Annotated in this window: 17 protein-coding genes; 9 read left to right on the plus strand and 8 right to left on the minus strand. The window is 64.3% G+C overall.

The features are described 5' to 3' along the window. Positions 1-2 precede the first annotated feature (2 nt). The gene (gene nspC, locus C9F12_RS06525) at positions 3-1,178 is read left to right on the plus strand and encodes a carboxynorspermidine decarboxylase (RefSeq protein WP_239452538.1); all 1,176 of its coding nucleotides are present in this window, start codon (positions 3-5) and stop codon (positions 1,176-1,178) included. Positions 1,179-1,404: 226 nt separating this feature from the next. Here the strand turns inward: nspC and C9F12_RS06530 are convergent, their stop codons facing one another. Continuing rightward, positions 1,405-2,418 (minus strand): zinc-binding alcohol dehydrogenase family protein, encoded by a 1,014-nt coding sequence (locus C9F12_RS06530; protein WP_108448359.1) that lies wholly within the window; start codon positions 2,416-2,418, stop codon positions 1,405-1,407. A 203-nt stretch (positions 2,419-2,621) separates the two neighbouring features. After that, complete coding sequence (locus C9F12_RS06535; RefSeq protein WP_108448360.1) at positions 2,622-3,518, minus strand: glycine betaine ABC transporter substrate-binding protein; 897 nt, start codon at positions 3,516-3,518, stop codon at positions 2,622-2,624. Positions 3,519-3,693: 175 nt separating this feature from the next. On the opposite strand from C9F12_RS06535, the gene C9F12_RS06540 reads away from it, so the two are divergent. From C9F12_RS06540 to C9F12_RS06575, 8 genes are all read left to right on the plus strand, one after another. Further along, a complete protein-coding gene (locus C9F12_RS06540; RefSeq protein ID WP_162816402.1) occupies positions 3,694-4,557 on the plus strand; it encodes an alpha/beta hydrolase fold domain-containing protein in 864 nt (287 codons plus the stop codon). Positions 4,558-4,759: 202 nt separating this feature from the next. Continuing rightward, a complete protein-coding gene (hutC, locus tag C9F12_RS06545; protein WP_108133693.1) occupies positions 4,760-5,467 on the plus strand; it encodes a histidine utilization repressor in 708 nt (235 codons plus the stop codon). Positions 5,468-6,301: 834 nt separating this feature from the next. Continuing rightward, a complete protein-coding gene (locus C9F12_RS06550) occupies positions 6,302-7,444 on the plus strand; it encodes a CoA transferase (protein ID WP_108133694.1) in 1,143 nt (380 codons plus the stop codon). Then, positions 7,441-8,574: an acyl-CoA dehydrogenase family protein gene (locus tag C9F12_RS06555; RefSeq protein ID WP_108448362.1), complete on the plus strand. Its 1,134-nt coding sequence runs from the start codon at positions 7,441-7,443 to the stop codon at positions 8,572-8,574. Before C9F12_RS06550 ends, C9F12_RS06555 begins: the two co-directional genes overlap by 4 nt. A gap of 23 nt (positions 8,575-8,597) precedes the next feature. After that, positions 8,598-9,350 carry an electron transfer flavoprotein subunit beta/FixA family protein gene (locus tag C9F12_RS06560; RefSeq protein ID WP_108448363.1) on the plus strand — a complete coding sequence of 251 codons (753 nt, stop codon included), beginning with the start codon at positions 8,598-8,600 and terminating at the stop codon, positions 9,348-9,350. Then, a complete protein-coding gene (locus tag C9F12_RS06565) occupies positions 9,347-10,309 on the plus strand; it encodes an FAD-binding protein (RefSeq protein WP_108448364.1) in 963 nt (320 codons plus the stop codon). Before C9F12_RS06560 ends, C9F12_RS06565 begins: the two co-directional genes overlap by 4 nt. Before the next feature lie 129 nt (positions 10,310-10,438). Next, complete coding sequence (locus tag C9F12_RS06570; RefSeq protein ID WP_108448365.1) at positions 10,439-11,806, plus strand: nucleoside recognition domain-containing protein; 1,368 nt, start codon at positions 10,439-10,441, stop codon at positions 11,804-11,806. A 436-nt stretch (positions 11,807-12,242) separates the two neighbouring features. Beyond that, positions 12,243-13,052, plus strand: coding sequence for an SDR family NAD(P)-dependent oxidoreductase (locus tag C9F12_RS06575; protein WP_108448366.1), 810 nt, complete (start codon positions 12,243-12,245; stop codon positions 13,050-13,052). A 92-nt stretch (positions 13,053-13,144) separates the two neighbouring features. Here the strand turns inward: C9F12_RS06575 and nhaC are convergent, their stop codons facing one another. The 6 genes from nhaC to C9F12_RS06605 all read right to left on the minus strand — a co-directional run bounded on the left by nhaC (position 13,145) and on the right by C9F12_RS06605 (position 21,023). Further along, the gene (gene nhaC / locus C9F12_RS06580; RefSeq protein WP_108448367.1) at positions 13,145-14,581 is read right to left on the minus strand and encodes a Na+/H+ antiporter NhaC; all 1,437 of its coding nucleotides are present in this window, start codon (positions 14,579-14,581) and stop codon (positions 13,145-13,147) included. A 56-nt stretch (positions 14,582-14,637) separates the two neighbouring features. Further along, entirely contained in the window at positions 14,638-15,957 is a 1,320-nt protein-coding gene (locus C9F12_RS06585; RefSeq protein WP_108448368.1) for an FAD-dependent oxidoreductase, read from the minus strand. 562 nt (positions 15,958-16,519) lie between these two features. Then, complete coding sequence (locus C9F12_RS06590; RefSeq protein WP_045992547.1) at positions 16,520-17,191, minus strand: GntR family transcriptional regulator; 672 nt, start codon at positions 17,189-17,191, stop codon at positions 16,520-16,522. 108 nt (positions 17,192-17,299) lie between these two features. Continuing rightward, the gene (locus C9F12_RS06595; RefSeq protein WP_108448369.1) at positions 17,300-18,877 is read right to left on the minus strand and encodes an aldehyde dehydrogenase (NADP(+)); all 1,578 of its coding nucleotides are present in this window, start codon (positions 18,875-18,877) and stop codon (positions 17,300-17,302) included. A 143-nt stretch (positions 18,878-19,020) separates the two neighbouring features. Further along, entirely contained in the window at positions 19,021-19,968 is a 948-nt protein-coding gene (locus tag C9F12_RS06600) for a dihydrodipicolinate synthase family protein (RefSeq protein ID WP_045992549.1), read from the minus strand. A 122-nt stretch (positions 19,969-20,090) separates the two neighbouring features. Next, complete coding sequence (locus C9F12_RS06605; RefSeq protein WP_108448370.1) at positions 20,091-21,023, minus strand: 4-hydroxyproline epimerase; 933 nt, start codon at positions 21,021-21,023, stop codon at positions 20,091-20,093. Between the last annotated feature and the right edge of the window lie 353 nt (positions 21,024-21,376).

Here is a 21,376-nt window from a genome sequence, read left to right on the forward strand (position 1 = left end):
GCGTGGAGATCCTTCAGTTCACGGATATCACGCGGCTGGACGCCGAAGCGCTGCCGTCACCCTGCTACGTCGTCGACGAGGTGGCGGTGGAGCGCAACCTGGCGATCCTCGCCGAGGTCGCCGAGGCCAGCGGTGCCAAGGTGCTGTCGGCGCTCAAGGCCTTCAGCATGTGGCACTTCGCGCCGATGGTGTCGCGCTACTTGAGCGGCACCTGCGCCAGCGGCCTGCACGAGGCGCAGCTCGGGCGTGAGCACTATGGTGGCGAGGTCCACGTCTTCGGCGCCGCCTACAGCGACGCCGATCTGGCCGAGATCCTCAAGATCGCCGACCATGTGGTGTTCAACAGCTCGGCCCAGTGGCGTAGGGCCCAGCCGCTGGTGCGCGAGGCGCTGGCGCGTCGTCCGGGGCTGCGCTTCGGGCTGCGCATCAATCCGGAGCACTCCGAGGGCGATGTGCCGATCTACGATCCCTGCGCACCGGGGTCGCGGCTCGGTATCCCGTTGTCCGAGCTCGACGAGCAGAGCCTCGACGGCATCAGCGGTCTGCACTTCCATACCCTGTGCGAGCATGACTTCCCGCCGCTCGAGCGTACCCTGGCGGCGGTGGAAGAGCGCTTCGGCCATCTGCTCGGGCGCATGCAGTGGGTCAACTTCGGCGGTGGCCACCATATCACCCGTCCCGACTACCAGCGTGACGACCTGATCCGCTGCGTGCGTGACTTCGCCGAGCGTCACCAGGTGCAGGTCTACCTGGAGCCCGGCGAGGCGGTTGCCATCGGTTCCGGGGTGCTGGTGACCACGGTGCTGGACACGAGCTTCAATGCGCTGAACCAGGCGATCCTCGACACCTCGGCCACCTGCCATATGCCGGACGTGCTGGAGATGCCCTATCGTCCCGGTCTGCTGGGGGCGGGGGAGCCAGGCGAGTACCCGCACACCTACCGACTGGGCGGGCTGACCTGTCTGGCCGGGGACGTGATCGGCGACTACAGCTTCCCCGAGCCGCTTGAGATCGGTCAGAAGCTGATCTTCAAGGACATGTCCCACTACACCATGGTCAAGACCACCACCTTCAATGGCACGCGCCTGCCGGCCATTGCGGTGTGGAACTCCGAGACCGGTGAGCTCAGGGTGATCCGCGAGTTCGGCTATCAGGACTTCCGCGAACGCCTGTCCTGACGGCAGAGTGGAAGGTGCAAAGCCCAGGTCGGGGGCTGAGATTCGGGGCCGAGGTCAGGGCCTGATTCGGCTCTGAGGATTGAGACCGAGGTTCGAGTCCGAGGTTCTGGAGCTCGACTGACGCTGATCGTGGTATCGATTCGATCGGACCGTCTTCGCTGCGCAAGACGCCCGCCCCGTTCGGCACTGCGGAGCGGAGCGGGGCGGGCGTCTTTTCGTCTGCGCCTTAAAAACCTTCGAGCACGATCTTGCCCTTGGCCTTGCCGCTCTCGATCAGCGCATGGGCGCGCTTGAGGTTGTCGGCGTTGATGGTGCCGTAGCTGTCGGTGGCGGTGGAGCGAACCCGCCCCGTGTCGATCAGCCCCGCCACCTTGTCGAGGATCTCGCCCTGTCGGGCGATATCGTCGGTGGTGAAGAGCGCGCGGGTAAACATCAGCTCCCAGTGGATCGACACCGCCTTGGGCTTGAACGGGGTGATGTTCAGCGTCTCTGGGTCATCGATCAGCCCGAAGCGGCCCTGGGGGGCGATCAACTCGGCCACCTGGGGGGCATAGTGCTCCGAATAGTTGGTCGAGAACACGAAGGCTGGCGCACCCAGGCCCAGTGCCTCGACCTGGTCGGGCAGCGGCTGGCTGTGGTCGATCACATGGTGGGCGCCGAGTTCCTTCACCCAGGCCTGGGTCTCCGGGCGTGAGGCGGTGGCGATGATCTGCAGGTCGGTCAAGGCGCGCAACAGCTGGATGGTGATGGAACCCACGCCGCCGGCACCGCCGATCACCAGCACCGCACGGGCGGCACCGGGGACCGGATCAAGCACCCGCAGGCGATCGAACAGCATCTCGAAGGCGGTCAGGGTGGTGAGCGGCAGCGCCGCTGCCTGGGCGGTGGGGATGGAGCGAGGCGCATGCCCGACGATGCGCTCGTCGACCAGATGGTACTCGCTGTTGGTGCCCGGGCGGGAGATATCGCCGGCGTACCAGACCTGGTCGCCCACGGCGAAGCGTGAGGCCTGGTCACCGACGGCGACCACCTCGCCGACCGCGTCCCAGCCGATCACCGCAGGCTGACCTTCTTCGGGTGCGCGGGCCTGGCGAATCTTGACGTCCACCGGGTTGACCGAAATCGCCTCGACCTTGACCAGCAGGTCAAAGCCGCTGGCCTGCGGAGTGTCGAGGGTCAGATCGACCAGGGCGTCGTCGCGGTCGATGGGGCCGGGGGCGTGGTAACCGATAGCTTTCATGGGATCTCCCGTTAGGTGTTCATCAATGGCAACACCTTAGCGTGCTATGGAGTCGTGAAACACCGGCGGCCGCCAAACACACTATTCGGAATTCCCGGACAATGGCGCCCTCAGGATGCAGACGAAATAGCGGCCACAAACCGCCTGCCAGGCCGTTTGTGACCGGTTGGTGGGGAAGGGATCTTGGGGATGTTGGCGTATGGTCAGTCGATCAGTCCCTGGTCGACGAGAAACTGCTCGGCGACCGTCTCGACGACGTCGCGGTTCACGTCCACCTGTTCGTTGAGGCGGGTCATCACCTCGTCATCGAGCTTGGCAACGAGAGCATTGAGCTGGGCTTCCAGCTCGGGGTGGGTGTCCAACGTCTCCTGGCGCACCACGGGGGTCATGGCGTAGGGCGGGAAGAAGCCCTTGTCGTCCTCGAGGATACGTAGATCGAAGGCCGATACGCGTCCATCGGTGGTGGTGACCATAGCGATGTCCACCTGATCGTCTCTCAGCGCCGTGTAGGTCAAGCCGGTATCCATGCGCTTGATGTCGGAACGCTCGAACTGAAAGCCGTAGATGTCCTGCATCGGCCGCAGTCCGTCAGGTCGGGCGTAGAATTCTGCATTGGAGGCAAACAGCAGGTCCTCGCCGGCGTTGACCGCTTCTGCCATGTCCGAAATGCTGGTGATCTCCATGGCCTCGGCGTCGGCCTCTCGCATGGCGATCGCGTAGGTGTTGTTGACGCCGGAAGGTTCGAGCCAGGCAAGTCCCTTCTCGGCATCCAGCGCCTTGACGCGGTCATAGGTTTCCTGGGAATCGAGCTTTTCCTCGACCCCATTAAAGACGATCAGGGAAGTGCCGGTGTACTCCCAGTAGAGGTCTACCTGGCCGTTTTCCTGGGCCTGACGCAGTACCGCCGAGCCCATGCCGGCGCGCTTGTCCACGTCGTAGCCGAGATGGTCAAGGTACTGGGCGGTCATGCTCGAGATGATCTGCTGTTCGGTGAAGTTCTTGCCACCGACCACGATGTTGTCGTCAGCGTGAGATGTCATGGCAAAGAGGGTGAGCAGTCCGGCGGTGATTGTTGTCGTGGCACGGCGTTGAAGTGTCATCTAGAAGTCCGGTTATGGGGTGGAGCCTTAAGTCTAGGCCAGCGGGGCTCGCTGCCAAGGGGCGACGCACGAGTCTTTGCAATGGGGACGATTGCAGATGCAAATGACTGAAAGTTGCAGAAATCGCTACCATGATCTCACGCTTCATTACGTGGAAAGGTGCCCGGAAAGCCGCATGGAAATCGAAGAGTTCATCAACTGTTATCAAAAGGGGCTCAATCAGCTTGACGGGATGACAGTCGCCGACTCCCGGCTTGGCTATGAGCGCCTGTGCGAAAGTTTTCAGGTGAGAAGCTCGGCAATCGCTTGCGACGTCACCGAGATCACCGGTGTGCCGGTCACCAGGCTGTGGGCGCGTGATGGCGTGGGTCGAGGCGATGGCGTGGTGGTGTATGCCCATGGTGGAGGCTGGTCGCTCGGGTCCAGTCGTAGCCATCGCGGCGTCGCCGAAGCCCTGGTGCTGGCGCTGGGCCGCGAAGTGGTCAGCGTGGACTATCGGCTGCTGCCTGAAGCGAATTACCGCGAAGCACTGGCGGATGTGCTTGGCGTGTGGCGAACCTGTGATCCTGTCGCCGCGGTAGGGGATAGCGCCGGGGGCAGGCTGGTAATGGATTCAGCAGCCACGCTAACTCGGGAAGGCGTTGGCGTACCACCGCTGGGGCTGATCTATCCGGTCGTCGGTACGCCGCACATGACGACACTGGGGCCGGACGCACCGCTGCTGACACGCGACGATGTCATGGCGTTGTGGCGGTCGGTCGCGGCCGATATTCCCTGTCATGATGTGAGCCTTCCGCCGTCGCGCTACGTTCATGTGCTGGCGGCAGAGCACGACCCGCTGACGGCAATGGCGGCAGATGCCGTGGAGCGATGGTCGGGCACTTCAGTGCATGTTTCTCTGGATATCGCCGAAGGCATGGTGCATAGCGCGCTGCATGGCCTTCCCAGGCTGAGACCCATGCAGGCTGCCTGGCGGACCTTTTGCTCGCGGCTCAACGCTTCAATCGAGGCAGCAGGGAGTCATGACGGGAGTGAGTGAGCAGCAGGGGGGGCGCGACGGAGGTGAAGTTCTGCCGCTGGGCGACCAAGAGACGGTGTTAACGCTGTGCTCGGAGGGGAGCCGGAATCCCTGCGTCGAGACGTGCCTGCCGTTGACGACGATGCTTTGATATTCACCTCGGCTTCCCTGGGGCCGGGAGCATGGCTACACTTGGCGTTTCCCATTGCCCACAGGACGTTGCATGGCAAGCTCGCGGCCCAGCTACGCAAGAATAAAGGAATATCTGCTGTCCGAGATCGAGAGCGGGGCCTACGTCGCCGGTGATCGAATCCCTGCCGAGAATGCGCTGGCTACCCAGTTTGGGGTCAGCCGCATGACCGCCAACAAGGCCATACGCGATCTGGTACAGAAGGGCTTGCTGGTGCGCCGGGTGGGGTCCGGTACCTTCGTCAGTCAGCGCAAGTCCGAATCGTCGCTGTTCGACATCCGCAATATCGCCGACGAGATCCGCCTGCGAGGCGGCGAGCACTCAAGCCAGATCATCGCCTTGAAAGAGGTGGCCGCATCCGAAGAGGTCGCCGTCTTTCTGGGGGTGAGGACCGGGACCCGGGTGTTCTACTCCGAGATCGTGCATCGGGAAAATGGCGTGGCGATCCAGCTCGAGCGACGCCACGTCAACCCGAAGCTGGCGCCGGACTACCTGCAGCAGGACTTCGAGCGCCAGACGCCCAACGCCATCCTGGTGGCGCGTTATCCGGTCACCGACGTCGAGAACAGCGTCGAGGCGATGCTGCCAAGTGACGAGGAAGCGGCGCTGCTGGAGATGTCTCCCAGCGACGCCTGCCTGCTGGTGGTTCGTCGCACCTGGTCCGGGGAGCTGTTGATCAGCTACACCCAGCTTCTGCATCCCGGCAAGCGCTACAAGCTGAACGCCTCCCGCAATACCTGACGTCCCCCTTCGCGTTTTGTCGCTCTTTTGCTGGCGGCTTCCTTCGACACGCCTTTGTTGTGGCTATGGTTCTAGGCGCTGTCCGAAAAGTCGACGAGCGAAGGTTAGACAAGGCAAAAATCGGTGAGAAAGCGCAGTTTACGGGGTGTAAATGAGCATTTTGACCGGGCTGGCGCACCAGCCGATTTTTAACGCCGTATTACCGAGCGCAGGCACTTTTCAGACAAGCCCTAGCTGAGGCGCCGTGCCATGCAGTGCCCGAGCTTTCCACCGTTGTTCTTCTCGCCCATCTGTTCTTCCAGGCTCTCCTGCCACCTGTCCCTCCTGGCTGTTCCTCCTGTCTCTCTCCTGGCTGTTCCTCCTGACTGTTCCTCCTGGCTGTCCCTCCTGTCTTTCCCTCCTGGCTGTCCCTCCTGTCTTTCCCTCCTGTCTTTCCCTCCTGGCTGTTCCTTCGATCTCTTCCGGCAGCGCTGACGAACGTTTGATGCCCCTCACTCCAGACCTCCCTGACGTTGCCCTCGATGCGAGGCTTCCGGATGTTCTACGGCTAGAGCCTTCGACGCCGGGGTGGGCCGATAGCGCCTCGAGATGTATATACCAATTTGTGCTGCAAGTGCCTGATGTCACCATTTATCATTAGACCTTGGTCGATAATTCTCAAGTCTCTTTTGATATAACTTTTTGAAAAAACAATCAATAAATGTCGGCCTTGTATTTTTGGCAAGAATATCCGGGTGGAAAGCTGGCCACTTTAGCGATAGATATGTATATACATATTGAGCGGCCGTCAGCGCTCGATGTCACTGCCAACAACAAGACCGGAGGCAAGACGCTATGCAACCACTCAAGGGGATCACCGTCCTCGACCTGTCCCGGGTGCTCGCCGGGCCCTACTGCACCGCCATGCTGGCTGACCTGGGCGCCGAAGTGGTCAAGGTCGAGTCGGGACAGGGCGATGACAGCCGTCATATTGCGCCTTACGTCGAGGGCGAAAGCCTGTACTTCTCGATGCTCAATCGTGGCAAGAAGAGCCTGTGTCTGAATCTCAAGGACCCCCAGGACCTCGAGCGCTTTCATCGGCTTTGCGAGCGCGCCGACGTGGTGGTGGAGAACTTCCGGCCCGGGGTGACCGAGCGCCTGGGAATCGACGAGGCGACGCTGCGTGCGCGCTACCCCCGTCTCATCTACTGCTCGATCTCCGGCTTCGGTCAGAGCGGTGCCATGCGCGCCAAGCCGGCCTACGACATCATCGCCCAGGCGCTGTCGGGCATGATGGCGGCCACCGGTCCCGATGGCGGCATGCCGACCCGCATCGGCGAGTCGCTGGGCGATGTGTGCGCCGGAATGTTCGCCAGCTGGTCGATCGCAGCGGCGTTGTTCGCCCGTGAACGTGACCCCGAGCGTCAGGGCTGCCATCTGGATGTGTCCATGCTCGATTGTCTGTTCTCGATGCAGGTCACCAACCTGGCGCAGTTCGTCGCCAGCGGCCAGGCGCCTTCTCCTATCGGCAACCGCCATCCGCTGTCGGCGCCCTTCGACAGCTTCGAGGCCAACGATGGCCAGGTCATCATCGCGGTGATCAACAACACGCTGTTTTCTCGCCTGGCCGAGTGCATGCAGGTGCCAGAGCTCGCCGAGGATGCGCGCTTCGTCGACGACGAGCAGCGCTGTCTCCATCAGGCCGAACTCAAGGCGCTGATCGAAGACTGGACCGGCCAGTTCACCGTGGAGGAGGTCTGCGCGCGTCTCGATCAGGCAGGAGTGCCGGCGTCTCCGATCTGGAACATCGCCCAGCTTGCCGAATCCCGGCATGCCGAAGACCGCCAGTTGCTGCTCGATATGGGGCACTGGCGCTCGCCGGCTCAACCGGTGTTCTTCAATGGCCGACGGGTCGTCTGCGATCGCCCCGCGCCGACGCTTGGCCAACACAACGCCTGTCTCGAATCACAGCACCTCGACAAGGAGATCGACGCATGAACTTTACCTTCAATGAAGATGACATCGCCTTCCAGGACGCCGCTCACCGCGTCTGCGCTGAGGTGCTCAAGGCCAATGCGGCGCGCTACGACGAAACGCGGGAGTTCTGCCGCGAGAGCCTCGACGCCCTGGGCGAGCTGGGCTTCTGGGGCATGAACCTGCCCGAGCAGTATGGCGGTGTGGAAATCTCGAGCATCGCCATGTCGCTGGCGGTGGAAGAGATCGCCTACCACTGCGGGGCCACCTGTTCATCGCTGACCGCTCACTTTCTGGCCACCGACTCGGTGCTGATCGGCGCCACCGAGGATCAGAAGCAGGCGCTGCTTCCCCAGTGCGCCAGCGGCGAGAAGCTGGGCGCCTTCGCCCTGACCGAACCCGGGGCCGGCTCCAATCCCGCCGAGATGCGCACCCGGGCGGTACGCACCAGCGACGGCTGGCACCTGACCGGCACCAAACACTACATCACCAATGGCGCCTTCGCCGACTTCCTGGTGGTCTACGCCAAGACCGACCCCGATCAGGGCCATCGCGGCATCTCGGCTTTTCTGGTCGATCGCCACACCGCCGGCATCGAGTTCTCGAGTCCCGAGAAGACCCTGGGCCTGCGCGGTAGCCACATCTACGAGATCGGCTTCGACTGCGTGCTGCCATTGGATGCCTTGATGGGCGAGGAGGGGGCCGGATTCGCCACCGCCATGGAGGTGCTGGATCGCGGCCGGGTCGAGGTGGCGGCGATGAGCGTCGGTATCTCGCGGGCCGCTCGGGATGCGTCGCTGGCCTGGTCGAAGGAACGCATCGTCGGTGGCAAGCCGCTGTGCCGGCACCAGGGCATCCAGTGGATGCTGGCCGAGATGCACGCCCAGCTCGAGGCCGCCAAGCTGGTGACCTACAAGGCGGCGGACGCACGGGACTCCGGTCAGCGTTTCAGCCTGGAGTCGGCGGTGGCCAAGCTGGTGGCCTCCGAGGCGGCAGCCAAGGTCACCGACGCCGCAGTGCAGGTCCACGGTGGCTACGGCTACATCTCCGACCTGCCGATCGAGCGCTACTACCGTGATGCCCGCATCACCCGAATCTTCGAGGGCACCTCGGAGATCCAGAAGATCATCATCGGCCGTGCCATCACCGCCTGACCGCCCAGCAAGGGAGATAGCCCATGAAAATCCTTGTCGCGGTCAAGCGCGTCATCGATCACAACGTCAAGATCCGGGTCAAGCCGGACCACTCCGGCGTGGACCTCACCAACGTCAAGATGGCCCTCAACCCGTTCTGTGAAATCGCCGTGGAGCAAGCGGTTCGCCTCAAGGAGGCCGGCGTGGCCAGTGAGGTGCTGGTGGTCAGTGCCGGGCCGAAGGCGGTGCAGGAGCAGTTGCGCACGGCGCTGGCCCTCGGCGCCGACCGTGCCCTGCACATCGACACCGAGGTCGCGCTGGAATCGCTGGCGGTGGCGCACCTGCTCAAGGCGGTCGTCGAGCAGGAGCAGCCGGAGCTGGTACTGCTCGGCAAGCAGGCCATCGACAGTGACAACAATCAGACAGGCCAGATGCTGGCCGCCCTCGGCGGCATGCCCCAGGGCACCTTCGCTTCCGCCCTGGAGGTAGAGCAGGGCCAGATCAAGGTCACCCGCGAGATCGACGGCGGCCTCGAGACCCTGTCGCTGGCGCTGCCGGCGGTTATCACCACCGACCTGCGCCTCAACGAGCCTCGCTACGCCAAGCTGCCGGACATCATGAAGGCCAAGAAGAAGCCCCTGGCGGTGACCACGCCCGACGCCTTGGGCGTCGACGTCAGCCCTCGGCTCAGGCTCAAGGCGGTCGAGCCGCCGCCCGAGCGGCAGGGCGGCATCAAGGTGGCCTCGGTGGCCGAACTCGTGGACAAGCTCAAGAACGACGCCAAGGTGATCGCATGAAGATTCTGGTCGTGGGGGAACATCATCAAGGACTGCTCGGCGAGGCCACCGCGCGGGTGGTGGCCGCCGCCCGGCAGATCGCACAGACCGCAGCGGACCCAAGTGGCGTCGATATCGATGTGCTGGTAGCCGGTGAGGGAGTCGCGGGCATCGCCGAGGCGGCGGCAAGGCTTGAGGGCGTCAGCCGGGTACGGCTGGCCGATCAGGCGAGCCTTGCTCATCAACTGGCCGAGCCCATGGGAGATCTGGTGGCGGCACTGGTCGGGGACTACACCCACGTGCTGGCGGCGGCATCGACCAGTGGCAAGAACGTGCTGCCGCGGGTAGCGGCGCTTGCGGATGTCGCCCAGCTCTCCGAGGTCATCGCGGTCGAGTCCGCCGATACCTTCAAGTGGCCTATCTACGCCGGCAACGCCATCGCCACGGTACAGAGTCTGGATCCCATCAAGGTCATCACCGTGCGGGTCACCGCCTTCGAGGCGGTGGCCGAGGCCTCAAGCGCAGCACCCATCGAGTCCGTCGACATCGCCATCGCCAATCAGCACTCGCACTTTGTCGGCGAGACCCGGGCGGTGAGCGAGCGCCCGGAGCTGGGCGCTGCCAGGGTGGTCATCTCCGGCGGTCGCGGCATGGGCAGCGGTGACAACTTTGCCCTGCTCGAAGGTATCGCCGATACCCTTGGCGGCGCCATCGGGGCGTCGCGGGCGGCGGTGGACGCCGGCTTCGTGGCCAACGACCTGCAGGTGGGGCAGACCGGCAAGGTGGTCGCGCCGGAGCTGTATATCGCGGTGGGTATCAGCGGCGCCATCCAGCACCTGGCAGGGATGAAGGACTCGAAGGTCATCGTCGCCATCAACAAGGATGAGGAGGCGCCGATCTTTCAGGTCGCCGACTACGGTCTTGTCGCGGACCTGTTCCAGGCACTGCCCGAGTTGGACCAGGCACTGGCCGAGCGCTGATTCGGGTATTACGGCACCCGTTCTTCTCCTGCCCATCACCCGTTCCGCTGGCGCCGATGACGGCGCCGGCACCACCGAGCATCCGCCCCCGCGGGCGGTGCTCATCCCAAGCCCCGCTGGAGACACAACATGAACAATCCCAAGGTGGCAGCCCCTCCACGCAGCGCAGGCTTGACCTCGCTGGTCGGCAGCCTGATTGGTCTTTGCATCTTCTTTTTCCCCTTCCCGACGGCAGATGGCTCGCTGAAGATCCCGCTGGTGATCATCATCGACTATCTGAAGTCTTCGCTCGGCGGGGCCCTCGAGTATCTGACGCTTGGTCTGGTCGCCCTGTTGTGTGTGACCTGGCTGCTGTCACGCCTGGTGGCTTCCTCCGGGGCGTCTTCTCCATGGCGCCGAGCCGTCGCCGCCTACCATGAGAAGGATGGCACGATGACCGGGCTGACCTTCCTGCTGGCGGCGGTGTTTACCTTCATGCTGGTGTTCCAGATCGGGCCCGACTGGCTGCTGCACAAGGATGTCGGTGGGCTGGCGCTGTATCTGGGGGGCAGCGTCTTTCTGACCGTGGCCATCGCCGGCCTGTTTGTGCTGTTTCTGACCGAGTTCGGCTTCCTGGAATTTGTCGGCACCCTGATGGAGCCCTTGATGCGTCCGCTCTATCGTCTGCCGGGCAAGTCTGCAGTGGACGCGGTTGCCTCCTTTGTCGCCGCCCCGGCGGTGGGCATCTTCATCACCAACAAGCTCTATCTGGAAGGCCACTATACCCAGCGGGAGTCGGCCAGCATTGCCACCAACTTCAGTATCTGCAGCCTGGGCTTCTTCGCCCTGCTGGCGTCCATCGGCGGCATCATGGCCTACCTGCCGCACATGATCATCGTCTCCTTCATCATCAACTTCACCCTGGCGGCGCTGATGGTCAGGATTCCTCCGTTGTCGCGCAAGCTCGACGTCTACCATCAGGGCAACACCCAGACGGCTCAGGATCTCGAAGTCTCCAATGATGGACACATCCTGGCCCGGGCCTGTGGCGCCGCCGCCGAGCGCGCCTCCCAGACCCGTCTCGATGTGTTCTACAAGGGCTTCTGGGAGGCCATCACCTTTGCCCAGAAGATCGTCGCCTACATCCTGGCCATCGCCACCCTGGCGCTGCTGCTGGCGACCTACACTCCGGTATTTGACTACCTGGGCGTGCTGGTGGAGCCGTTGATCTCTGCGCTTCAGCTGCCGGATGCCAGCGCCATTGCCCCCACCGTGCTGGTGTCGATCGCCGAGATCGCGTTGCCGGCGATCATCATCTCCGGCGCCGACGTCGACCCCATGGCGGTGTTCTTCGTGTGCACCCTGTCGTCGGTGCAGATCATCTTCTTCACCGAGAGTGCCAACGCCATGCTGGAGTCGGACATCCCGCTGACGGTGCGTGACCTGGTCGTGGTGTTCCTGCTGCGTACCCTGGTGGCCATGCCCATGGTGGCGCTGGCGACCCATCTGCTGTTCTAGGGCTTGTCTGAAAAGTGCCTGCGCTCGGTAATACGGCGTTAAAAATCGGCTGGTGCGCCAGCCCGGTCAAAATGCTCATTTACACCCCGTAAACTGCGCTTTCTCACCGATTTTTGCCTTGTCTAACCTTCGCTCGTCGACTTTTCGGACAGCGCCTAAGGCTTGTCTAAAGCCTGAGCCTCATCTCTTTGCATCGCCCATTGGCGCTACCGTCCTCCTTCGGTAGCGCTTTTTTTATGTCGGGCGCAAGGCGCAGGCCATACGCCAGGGTCGGGATAGGCGAGGCTGCCGGCGTGGTGCAGGCGATGGCTTTGCAAGAAAACCGAAAACTGATTGCGCCGCTTGCCGGCTTATCGTCGGCACAGGGCTGCACTAGCATGGGGGAAAACATGTCGCCGCACCGTTATCCGGTGACCGGCGCCGCCAGGAGATTGCCATGAAGACGATATTGATCACCGGGTCCACCGATGGGATTGGCCTTGCTACCGCCAGCGAGCTGGCGCGCCAGGGCCATCGCGTCATCCTGCACGGACGCAACCCCGACAAGCTCGCGGCGGCCCGTGAGCAGCTGGCAGCGATCTCGCAAGGCGAGGTGCCCGCTGGGCATGTCGCCGACCTGTCGCGCCTGGCCGAAGCGGCGGCGCTGGCGGCGGAGGTCGAGCAGAGCGATGAGCGCATCGATGTGCTGATCAACAACGCCGGGGTCTACCGCACCCCGGACACCCGCACCGCAGACGGCCTCGATGTGCGATTTGCCGTCAATACCCTGGCGCCCTATGTGCTGGCCCGTCGCCTGGCGGCTTTGCTCGGAGACAAGGGGCGGGTGGTCAATCTGGCTTCTGCCGCCCAGGCGCCGGTGTCGCTGGCGGCGCTTGCCGGCACCGCCGACGCCGACGGTGACTTCGACGCCTACGCCCAGAGCAAGCTGGCGCTGATCATGTGGACCCGCGACCTGGCCGCCAGGTCCAGTGCCGCTGATCCCATGGTGGTGGCGGTCAATCCCGGCTCCTTGCTGGCCAGCAAGATGGTCAAGGAAGGCTTTGGCGTGGCCGGCAACGACCTGTCCATCGGCGTCGACATCCTGGTCCGGGCAGCATTGTCCGAGGAGTTCGGCAACGCCGGCGGCCAGTACTACGACAACGATGGCAAGGGCTTCTCGTCACCGCATGCCCACGCCATGGACGATGGCCGATGCCGTCGCCTGGTCGAGGCCATGGAAGAGGTGCTGGAGCACTGCCTGGGCTAGGCCTTGGTTGTTTGGCCCCATTGCACAAGATAAAGCCCCCGCTCACCGTGAAGGCGAGCGGGGGCTTTTGGTTGCCTGCTGTTGGTGACGGCTCAGGTGGTCTGAAATTCGCCGCTGGAGGTGGTCGCTTTCTCGGTGGACGACGTCGTGCGCCAGATGGCGATATTGGCGTAGCCGTAGAACAGCGAGATGGCGATGACCAGCATGTGATACCAGAGGAAGGGCAGGTAGGCCATGGTGGATACGCCGAGGGTGGTGGCCATGAAGACGCCGCCATCGGTCCAGGGCACCATCGGGGTGGTCACGGTGCCACCGGCTTCGGCGTTGCGCGACAGTACCCGACGATCGATGCCCTGATCATCGTAGTTCTTCTCGGTGATGGTGCTGGCGGTGATCAGCGAGACGTAGGCGGCGCCCCCGAAGAAGTTGCCGAAGAAGCCACCGAGCATGGTCGACAGGGTCAGCCGGCCCGGGTTGTTGGCCCAGCGCAGGAAGCCGTTGCTGATCGCCTTGAGGATGCCGACCCGGTCCATCAGGCCACCGAGGCCCAGGGCGAAAAGGATCAGTGCCACCACGCCGAGCATCGACTGGATGCCGCCGCGATTGAGCAGTGTATTGAGGAATTCCACATCCGAGGCCATGGCGTTGCCGTCATAGGCGATGCGAATGGCATCGACCGGAGACACGTCCTGGGCCCACCAGGCGCAGATGCTGCCCAGCACGGCGCCGAAGGTGATTACCGGGATGGCGGGGAATCGGCGCGTCAGCAGGCCGATCACGATCACCGCCGGCAGCAACAGCCAGGGACTGATGGTGAAGTGGGTCTCCAGCGCCTGCATGGCGACGGTGGCACGGGAGGTGTCGACGTTGCCGTCGATAAAGAAGAAGCCGACCACCAGAAACAGCACGCCGGCGATCAGGATTGCCGGTGCACTGACCAGCATCATCGAGCGGATATGGTCGATCAGGTTGACCTTGCACAGCGAGGCGGTCATCACGGTGGTATCGGACAGCGGCGACATCTTGTCGCCGACGTAGGCACCGGAGATCACCGCGCCGGCGACCAGCGGCAGCGGGATGCCGAAGCTGTGGCCGATGCCCATCATGGCGACACCGGCGGTGCCTGCGGTACCGAAGGAGGTACCGGTGGCCAGCGAGGTGAGGGCACAGATGATGAAGGCGGCGAACAGGAATATCTGCGGGTCCATCACCGTCAGACCGTAGTAGATGATGCTCGGCACGATGCCACCGGCGATCCAGGTGCCGATCAAGGCGCCGACGGTGGTCAGCACCAGCACGGCTTCCATGCCGTTGTGAATGCCGTTGATCAGTCCTTCCTGCATGCTGGCGTAGCGGATCTTGAGCCTGACGCCCAGCGCCATGACCAGAAACCAGGAGGCGAACAGGGCAAGCTGGATGGGCAGACCAAGGACATTGATGCTCAAGAACATGATGGCGATGAAGCCGATCATGACGGCCAGAACCTCGGCCATGCCGGGTAGGCGGATGGGGGTGGAAGACGACGTCATGGGATCTCCTTTGGTGTTGTTGTGGGTTCTGCGGTGCAGGGGCCGAGCGGTCATGCTCAGAAGCGCTCGAGCCGATAGGGCGACAGTGGCGGGAGTGGCGATGGTGGCGGGAGTGACACTGGGCCGGATCCGGTCGCTGGGCCCGTCCGCCCCGTCGCCAGGCGGGCGACAAGCTGTGCCGTCACAGCGGCCTGGGTCAGTCCCAGATGGTGGTGGCCGAAGGCCAGCAGCACGCGGCCGTCCCGGGCGCTGTCGATGATCGGCAGCGAATCGGGAAGGGAAGGGCGAAAGCCCATCCAGGGCTTGGCATCGGTGGCGTCCAGGTCGTGCTCGAACAGACCCTGGCTCAGGCGGTGGAGCTGCCAGGCGCGGGCCATGTTGGGGGGGCGCTTGAGGCCGGCGAATTCGACAGTGCCGGCCAGGCGCAGGCCATCACTCATCGGCGTCATGATGAAGCGGCGCTCCAGCGAGGTGACCGCCACCGGCAATTGGTGTCGCTCTGCCGGCAGCATCAGGTGATAGCCACGCTCGGTATCCAGTGGCACACGGCGACCACTGAGGTCTGCGGCCAGGGGGGCCGAGTGGGCGCCGCAGGCCAGCAGTACCCGTTCACAGTCCAGCGCCCCCGAATCGGTCTGGAGGGTGACGCCCTGGCCATGGACACGGGCAGTGCGTACCTCCGCCGTGGCGAAGGTAACGCCTTCCTGGCGGGCGGCGTCGACCAGGGCAGCGGTGATGGCGGCGGGGTCGACCACATGAGCGGTGGCGGGGAAGAATAGGCCACCACGGAGCTTGGCCGAGAGGGACGGTGCGAGCTCGCGTATGGCGTCACCCGACCAGGATTCGAGGGCTACCCCCTGGGCCGACATGGCACCAGCCAGGTGGTCGATCCGAGGCTTTGACAGGTCCTGCTCATAGACCAGCAGCGAGCCGTCCTCCTTCATCAGATGGCGGCCATCGATCGAATCGAGCAGCTTGCGCCAGGCGTCCAGGCTGACCTCGTTGAGGGCGCGAATCCCGGCCACGCTGCTGGCGTAGGGGGCTGAGCGCAGGTTCAGCAACAGACGAGTGAACCAGGGCAGGGCGCGGGGCAGGTAGCGCCAGTCCAGTCGCAGTGGCCCCATTGGGTCACGCAGCATGGCGGGAAGCTGCGTCAGGATCGAGGCGTCGGCGATGGGAAAGACCTGTTCGGTGGCCATGTGCCCGGCGTTGCCGTACGACGCCCCCATGCCGGGGGCCTGACGATCCAGTACCTGCACCGAAAAGCCCTGGCGGCGCAGCTCGAGTGCGCAGGCGAGGCCGATGACGCCAGCACCGATCACGGTAATGCGCGTGTCGCCGGGTTGGCGGTCTTGTCGCGAGCCGGGTGAACCCATGGTTTTCCTCTGCAGCGTTTGTCTTTGTCGATTGTATAAAATATAAGATAGGTGCCCTTTCGGATCAATAGCGGCGATATTCAACGTTGGCGTTATCCGCTGGGACGGTCTGCATGGGCGACGCACCGAGGAGGAGCGCATGAACGACGTGCTGAGGCCGGAGCGCAAAGGAATGCGCCGTGTTCGGGGCGCCGAGAAAGTCGTGCTGGGTTCGGAGCGCAAAGGAATGCGCCGGGTTCGGGGCGCAGAGAAAGCCGTGCTGGGGTCGGAGCGCAAAGGAATGCGCCGTGTTCGGAGCGCAGAAAACGTGCCAAGGGGATGGAGCGTCAGGACGGTGCTTTCAGGGCAGGGCCTTGAACAAGCCAGCGCAGGAGGAATCGTTGATGACAGGCGGCTGGCGCCGACGGGGGCGATAACGCCCCTGGCAGGCCAAGGGCGACGACAGCGAAAGCGGGCAGCTCACCCGCGGACGTTCAGGGGGCTATGGCGTTGACGCCAGGGTTCTAGCGAGTCGGCGCCCGCAAGGCGCCGACAGGGTAAGCACAAGGGGAGGGATGGCGCTTCAGTCGGCGTCGCCGCGCTGGGCGCGTTCTTCGAGCAGGGTCACGATGCCTTCACAGGCTTCCTGAATATGGCGCTGGAGCAATTCGCAGGCCTCGTCGGCCTTGCCCTGGCGGGCGAAGTCGAGCAGCCCATGGTGTTCGCGCTCGGCCTTTTCGATCTCCTGGGTGTAGAGCAGTTGCATGCGGATGTAGCGATCCGACTTGGTGTTGAGCTGACTGATCAACGCCAGGGTTTCGGGCAACCTGGCCGGTGCATAGAGGGCCTGGTGGAAGGCGAAATTGTACTCGCTCCAGTTGTCGATCTCGCCGCCGCTGTTCAGGGCATCGTCGTACTTCTCGAGGATGCGCTCTGCCTTGAGCAGGTCGTCTTCCGTCAACTCGCTGATGGCATGGCGCAGGACGTAGGTCTCGAGCAATACTCGCAGGTCGAACAGTTCGCGAATCTTGGCGACCGACAGTTCGGTGGTAAAGGCACCGCGGTGGGCATGGAACTCGACCAGCCCTTCGGACTCCAGGGTCAGCAGGGCTTCGCGCACGGGAATACGGCTGACGTCATAGTCCTTTGCCAGGGCATCCTGGCGCAGCTGGGTACCCCCCTGGAACTCTCCGCCCAGGATACGCCTGCGCAGGTCATCCGCGACGAACTGTGCGCGTGTCTTGAAAGTCGCCATAGCCTCTCTCTGCCCATCGGATGTTATTGCACACTGTATACAAACCGCGATGAATGTCCATGGGCAGGCGGCGGCCCCAGGGGCCGCCGCCTGGGCAAGGGACCTGATTCAGGCCTCGCGCTTGCCGTCGACCAGGCGGCCAAGGGCCCAGGGGTTGTCGTCGCGCAGTGCCTGGGGCAACAGCGCTTCGGGCAGATTCTGATAGCACACCGGGCGCAGGAAGCGCTGGATCGCGGCGCTGCCCACCGAGGTGGTACGGGCGTCGGAGGTGGCGGGGAAGGGGCCACCATGCACCATGGCGTGGCATACCTCGACCCCGGTTGGCCAGCCGTTGACCAGGATACGTCCGGCCCGGCGTTCGAGGATCGAAAGCAGGCCACGGGCCGTCTCGGTATCGCCGTCATCCATCTGCAGGGTGGCGGTCAGCTGGCCCTCGAGACCTTCGGCCAGCGCCTTGACCTCACTTATGTCGGCACACTCCAGCACCAGGGACGTCGAACCGAATACCTCGGCCTGTAGTGCTTCGTCGCCGAGAAAGTCACTGGCCGTGGCCACGAACAGACCCGCCTGACACTGATTGACACCTTCGCCTTGCGGCCCACGTGCGATTTCTCGGACCTTGTCGCTGTCGCCAAGGGTCTCTACGCCTTGGGCGTAGGCGTCATGGATACCCGGGGTCAGCATGGTCTGGGCGCCCGCGGCCTTGACGGCGTCGGCGGCCGACTCGATGAAGGCGTCCAGGGCCTCGCCCTTGACCGCGATCACCAGCCCCGGGTTGGTGCAGAACTGTCCGGCGCCCATGGTCAGTGAGCCGACAAAGGCCTCGCCGAGGTCCTTGCCGCGGGCCTTGAGCGCCTCGGGCAGCAGGAACACCGGGTTGATCGAGCTCATCTCTGCGTAGAAGGGGATGGGGTCCGGTCGTCGCTGAGCGCTTTGCCACAGGGCCATGCCGCCAGAGCGAGAGCCGGTGAAGCCGGCTGCCTTGATGCGGCGGTCCTCGACCAGCGCCTGGCCTACCACGCGGCCGGAGCCGAAGATCAGCGAAAACACGCCTTCGGGCAGCTCGCACCGGGCCACCGCCTGTTGTACTGCGCGGCCGACCAGCTCCGACGTGCCGGGGTGGGCCGAGTGAGCCTTGACCACCACCGGGCAGCCAGCGGCCAGGGCCGAAGCGGTGTCGCCGCCGGCCACCGAGAAGGCCAGCGGAAAGTTGCTGGCACCGAACACCGCGACAGGCCCCAGGGCGATCTGACGCTGACGCAGGTCGGCACGGGGCATGGGTTGGCGTTGTGGCTGGGCAGGGTCGATGCGAACGTCGAGCCATTCGCCCGCGCGTACGGTGTCGGCAAACAGTCTGAGTTGTCCGCAGGTGCGTCCGCGCTCTCCGGCAAGGCGGGCCTGGGGCAGGCCGGTTTCCTGCATAGCGCGCTCGATCAGCGCATCGCCGAGTGCCTCGATTTCCGATGCGATGGTCTCGAGAAAACGAGCGCGTGTCTCGAGCGTGGTTTCGCGGTAGTCATCGAAGGCGGCCTCTGCCAGGGCGCAGGCGCGCTCCACCTCGGCCTGGCTGCCGCCCGGGTAGGCCGGCTCCAGGCGCTTGCCGGTGGCGGGGTCGATGGCGTGGATCGGCGCCTGGCTGCCAGTCACGGCGTCCTGTCCGATCAGCATCTTGCCTTCCAGTGTCATTTGACTCTCCTGTCGAGGGGGACGTGCGGGAAGCAGCATGGGCGAAAGGGGTGTTGTGCCAACGCCCCTGTCGCCCATGCCAAACACAACAGGAGGCCCGGCGTCGAGCGAGCCTCCCCGGTGGTTTCAGGACATGTCGGGCTTCAGGACAGGTCGAGCGAGGCTGACCAGCCGGCGTACCAGGTGCGGAAGAGGTCGTACTGGGTCTCGACGTAGCGACGCTGGGCATCACTGAGGGCGTCGCTCTCGTTGAAGTGCAGGCGATACTCTTCGTCACCGTTGAGCACCATCAGGTGCTTGTAGTAGAGCACCAGGTCGGCACCTTCATCGAAGGAGGACAGCACCCCCAGGGCCTGCTCGAGTTCCTGGGCCCGGCGGCGGGCCTCGACATCGCCCTTGGCAGCCTTCTTGCTGAGGGCCACCAGCGTCAGCACCTCGTGGGGCAGGGCGTTACCGATGCCGGTGATGGCGCCGGTGGCGCCGCAGTTGACGAAGCCATGGAAGACGGTGGTGTCGACGCCGACCATCAGGGTGACCTGATCATCCTGGGAGGTGATGTGCTCGGCGGCGTAGCGCAGGTCATCGGCGCCACCGAATTCCTTGAAGCCGATCAGGTTGGGATGCTGGCGACGCAATTCGAAGAACAGGTCGGCGCGGGTGGCAAAGCCATAGTAGGGGCTGTTGTAGATGACCGCGGGGAGGTCCGGCGCGGCGTCCAGGATCGCGGCGAAGTGTGCCTTCTGGGCGGTCACCGAGGTGCCGCGAGACAGCACCCGGGGAATCACCATGAGGCCATGGGCGCCGACCTTGGCGGCGTGGGCAGCGTGGGATACCGCTTCGCGGGAATTGACCGCGCCGGTGCCGACGATGGTGGGGATGCCGGCTTCCACCAGGCGGGCGACGCCTTCCTGGCGCTGGGCCTCGGTCAGCAGCGGCCAGTCGCCCATGGAGCCACAGTAGACCACGCCGCTCATGCCGGCCTCGATCAGTTCACGGCCCTTGGCGACCAGGGCGTCGAAGTCGGGCTGGCGGTCCTTGGTGCAAGGGGTCATCAGGGCGGGGATACAGCCGGTAAAGATATTGTCGTTCATGTCGGGTCCTTGAGTGGGACGATGTCACGGGGTCAGGGAGGCGCCGCCCTTCTTGGGCAGCCGCCGGTGGGTAAAAACGTCAATGGCCGTCGTCGGGTACTGGGGTGCCAGCCGCTGGGGCTTCAGCTGCCGATGCCCCAGGCGAAGGGGTCTTGCTCGTCGATCAGCAGGGTGCTGTCGGCGCTCATGAAGGCGCGTCCGGTGATGCTGGGGCGGATCTGATCGCCCTGCCATTCATAGCTCGCCTCGAACAGGCCGCCGCAGACGCTGGCCTGGCGCCAGCGTTCGCCGGGAGCGAGCTTGCCGTCGGCGGCCAGGCACGCCAGCTTGGCGCTGGTGCCGGTACCGCAGGGGGATCTGTCGTAGGCCTTGCCGGGGCACAGCACGAAGTTGCGGCTGTCGGCCTCGTCGTCATCGGCGAACAGCTCGATATGGTCGATTTCGCCACCGTCATCGCCGGTGAAGCCCTGGCTTGCAAGCGCCTGACGAATGGCCCAGGTATAGCCGGTCAAGGTCTCCACATTGTCCAGGGCGATGCGCTGGCCATGGTCGCTGACCAGAAAGAACCAGTTGCCGCCCCAGGCAATGTCGCCATGGACCATGCCGTGGCCGGGCACTTCCACCGCGACCTGCCGGCGGTAGCGGTAGGAGGGGACGTTGCGTACGGTCACGGCACCGTCGGCATGCAAGGTCGCCTCGACCTGGCCCACCGGCGTGTCGATGCGGTGGTCGCCGGGGCTGAGGTGGCCCAGGTGATGCAGCGAGGCGACCAGGCCGATGGTGCCGTGGCCGCACATGCCCAGGTAGCCGGCGTTGTTGAAGAAGATCACCCCGCAGGTTGCGTCCGGAGATACCGGCTCACAGTAGAGTGCGCCGACCAGCACGTCGTGGCCGCGGGGCTCCAGCATCACCGCGCGGCGCCAGTGGTCGTGTCGGTCGCGCAGACAGTCGCGTTTCTCGGCCATGGTGGCGCCGGCAAGCGTCGGAAAGCCGTCCATGACCAGGCGCGTGGGCTCGCCGGCGCTGTGGGAATCGATGACGTGTACGCGTTGCATGGAGTACCCCGGTTTGTTGTCGGTTGTGGTGATCGACGATCATCTGGGCGTCGTTGATCAGGTTTTATATTTTATACAATCTTCAAGAGGCGTTGTGAAGTCATCAAAGAGGATTCTTTGCGGGGGCTGGCGCGAGCAGGAAGAGCGGCAGGCACAGGAAAGACCGGGAGGCCGGCGCGGAAGGACAGCGGTGGGGTACGAAGGGCGAGCAGCAGGCACAAAAAAGGGTTCATCGCAGATTAGCGTGAAACGGGCAAGGCGCGTGAGGACAGGCAGGATAGAGAAACGGCGGTAAATCCGAGTAAGCTGATATTCGCCAAAACGTCAGCCTACGGACACCGCCGTTGCCATGG

The sequence above is a fragment of the Halomonas sp. BN3-1 genome (assembly GCF_003056325.1).
Classification (GTDB): Bacteria; Pseudomonadota; Gammaproteobacteria; order Pseudomonadales; family Halomonadaceae; genus Halomonas; species Halomonas litopenaei.

Excerpts from the sequence above, each read along its gene's own strand:
- C9F12_RS06530 (WP_108448359.1), bottom strand. The coding sequence starts at position 2,418 with ATGAAAGCTATCGGTTACCACGCCCCCGGCCCCATCGACCGCGACGAC.
- C9F12_RS06535 (WP_108448360.1), bottom strand. The coding sequence starts at position 3,518 with ATGACACTTCAACGCCGTGCCACGACAACAATCACCGCCGGACTGCTC.
- C9F12_RS06540 (WP_162816402.1), top strand. The coding sequence starts at position 3,694 with ATGGAAATCGAAGAGTTCATCAACTGTTATCAAAAGGGGCTCAATCAG.
- hutC (WP_108133693.1), top strand. The coding sequence starts at position 4,760 with ATGGCAAGCTCGCGGCCCAGCTACGCAAGAATAAAGGAATATCTGCTG.
- C9F12_RS06550 (WP_108133694.1), top strand. The coding sequence starts at position 6,302 with ATGCAACCACTCAAGGGGATCACCGTCCTCGACCTGTCCCGGGTGCTC.
- C9F12_RS06555 (WP_108448362.1), top strand. The coding sequence starts at position 7,441 with ATGAACTTTACCTTCAATGAAGATGACATCGCCTTCCAGGACGCCGCT.
- C9F12_RS06560 (WP_108448363.1), top strand. The coding sequence starts at position 8,598 with ATGAAAATCCTTGTCGCGGTCAAGCGCGTCATCGATCACAACGTCAAG.
- C9F12_RS06565 (WP_108448364.1), top strand. The coding sequence starts at position 9,347 with ATGAAGATTCTGGTCGTGGGGGAACATCATCAAGGACTGCTCGGCGAG.
- C9F12_RS06570 (WP_108448365.1), top strand. The coding sequence starts at position 10,439 with ATGAACAATCCCAAGGTGGCAGCCCCTCCACGCAGCGCAGGCTTGACC.
- C9F12_RS06575 (WP_108448366.1), top strand. The coding sequence starts at position 12,243 with ATGAAGACGATATTGATCACCGGGTCCACCGATGGGATTGGCCTTGCT.
- nhaC (WP_108448367.1), bottom strand. The coding sequence starts at position 14,581 with ATGACGTCGTCTTCCACCCCCATCCGCCTACCCGGCATGGCCGAGGTT.
- C9F12_RS06585 (WP_108448368.1), bottom strand. The coding sequence starts at position 15,957 with ATGGGTTCACCCGGCTCGCGACAAGACCGCCAACCCGGCGACACGCGC.
- C9F12_RS06590 (WP_045992547.1), bottom strand. The coding sequence starts at position 17,191 with ATGGCGACTTTCAAGACACGCGCACAGTTCGTCGCGGATGACCTGCGC.
- C9F12_RS06595 (WP_108448369.1), bottom strand. The coding sequence starts at position 18,877 with ATGACACTGGAAGGCAAGATGCTGATCGGACAGGACGCCGTGACTGGC.
- C9F12_RS06600 (WP_045992549.1), bottom strand. The coding sequence starts at position 19,968 with ATGAACGACAATATCTTTACCGGCTGTATCCCCGCCCTGATGACCCCT.
- C9F12_RS06605 (WP_108448370.1), bottom strand. The coding sequence starts at position 21,023 with ATGCAACGCGTACACGTCATCGATTCCCACAGCGCCGGCGAGCCCACG.